The organism is Agromyces binzhouensis, assembly GCF_004135055.1.
Lineage (GTDB): Bacteria > Actinomycetota > Actinomycetes > Actinomycetales > Microbacteriaceae > Agromyces > Agromyces binzhouensis.
Map to the genome: position 1 here is coordinate 1 of NZ_SDPL01000715.1, position 826 is coordinate 826.

The following is an 826-nucleotide window of genomic DNA, read 5'->3' on the forward strand; positions in this document are numbered from 1 at the left end:
GCACCGCGACGTGCAGGAGCGGGCGCGCCGACGCGCTGACGGCGACCGGCCCCGGCCGGGCGGGCTCGGCGCGCCTCGGTAGTGGGATGCCCCACAGCGCGGCGGCCGTGACGTGACTGAACACCTGCCGGCGAGGCATCCGCTTGGCGTACGCCTCGGCGAGTTCACGGATCGAGGGCTCCGCCCCGACGTGCCGGTGCACGCCATGGAACGTCCGCTCGAGGTCGGGTGCGGCGAGCCGGCGCCACCCCACGCCGTGGCGGTTCGCCTCCGCGCGGGTGAAGGACGGCACGGCGCTGAGGAGCCACGGAAGCCGATCGGATCTGCTCACGGACCCCAGCGTCCGGGGTCGCACGACGGCACGGTGCCGGCTGTCCACAATCCGCGGCCTGGATTCATTCGAGAGGATGTCACCTGCACCGCCCGCCCGGCCGACCGGTGCAGATGGCATCCTTTCGCTGGCGGCGCAGCACGGCGCAACCGCGAGCCGGAGCGGCGCGACCTCAGAAGGGCAGGACGCGCGCGCCGTGCACCGGACCGTGCACGTGCAACGCCGTGAGGCCCGCCGCCGAGAGCGCCACCTGGAGCTCGAGCGCACCGTCGGCGTCGTCGACGAGGAACGCGACCGTCGGGCCCGAGCCCGACACGAGACCGGCCAGCGCGCCGTTCTGCTCGCCGAGGTCGATCACCTGCGCCAGTCGCCCCGCTAGGCCGATGGCGGCCGACTGGAGGTCGTTGTGGAGCGCTGCCGCGAGCTGCCGCGGGTCGCCCGCGCGGAGCGCCTGCAGCACGGCCGCGTCGACGGTCGGCGAGTCGAGCGCGGTGC

Annotated in this window: 2 pseudogenes; both read right to left on the reverse strand. The window is 75.1% G+C overall.

Annotated features, from left to right (window positions below):
- Positions 1-331, reverse strand: a pseudogene (locus ESO86_RS17830) (hypothetical protein); the annotation flags it as partial.
- A gap of 172 nt (positions 332-503) precedes the next feature.
- Positions 504-826 (reverse strand): annotated as a pseudogene (locus tag ESO86_RS17835) (4-(cytidine 5'-diphospho)-2-C-methyl-D-erythritol kinase); the annotation flags it as partial.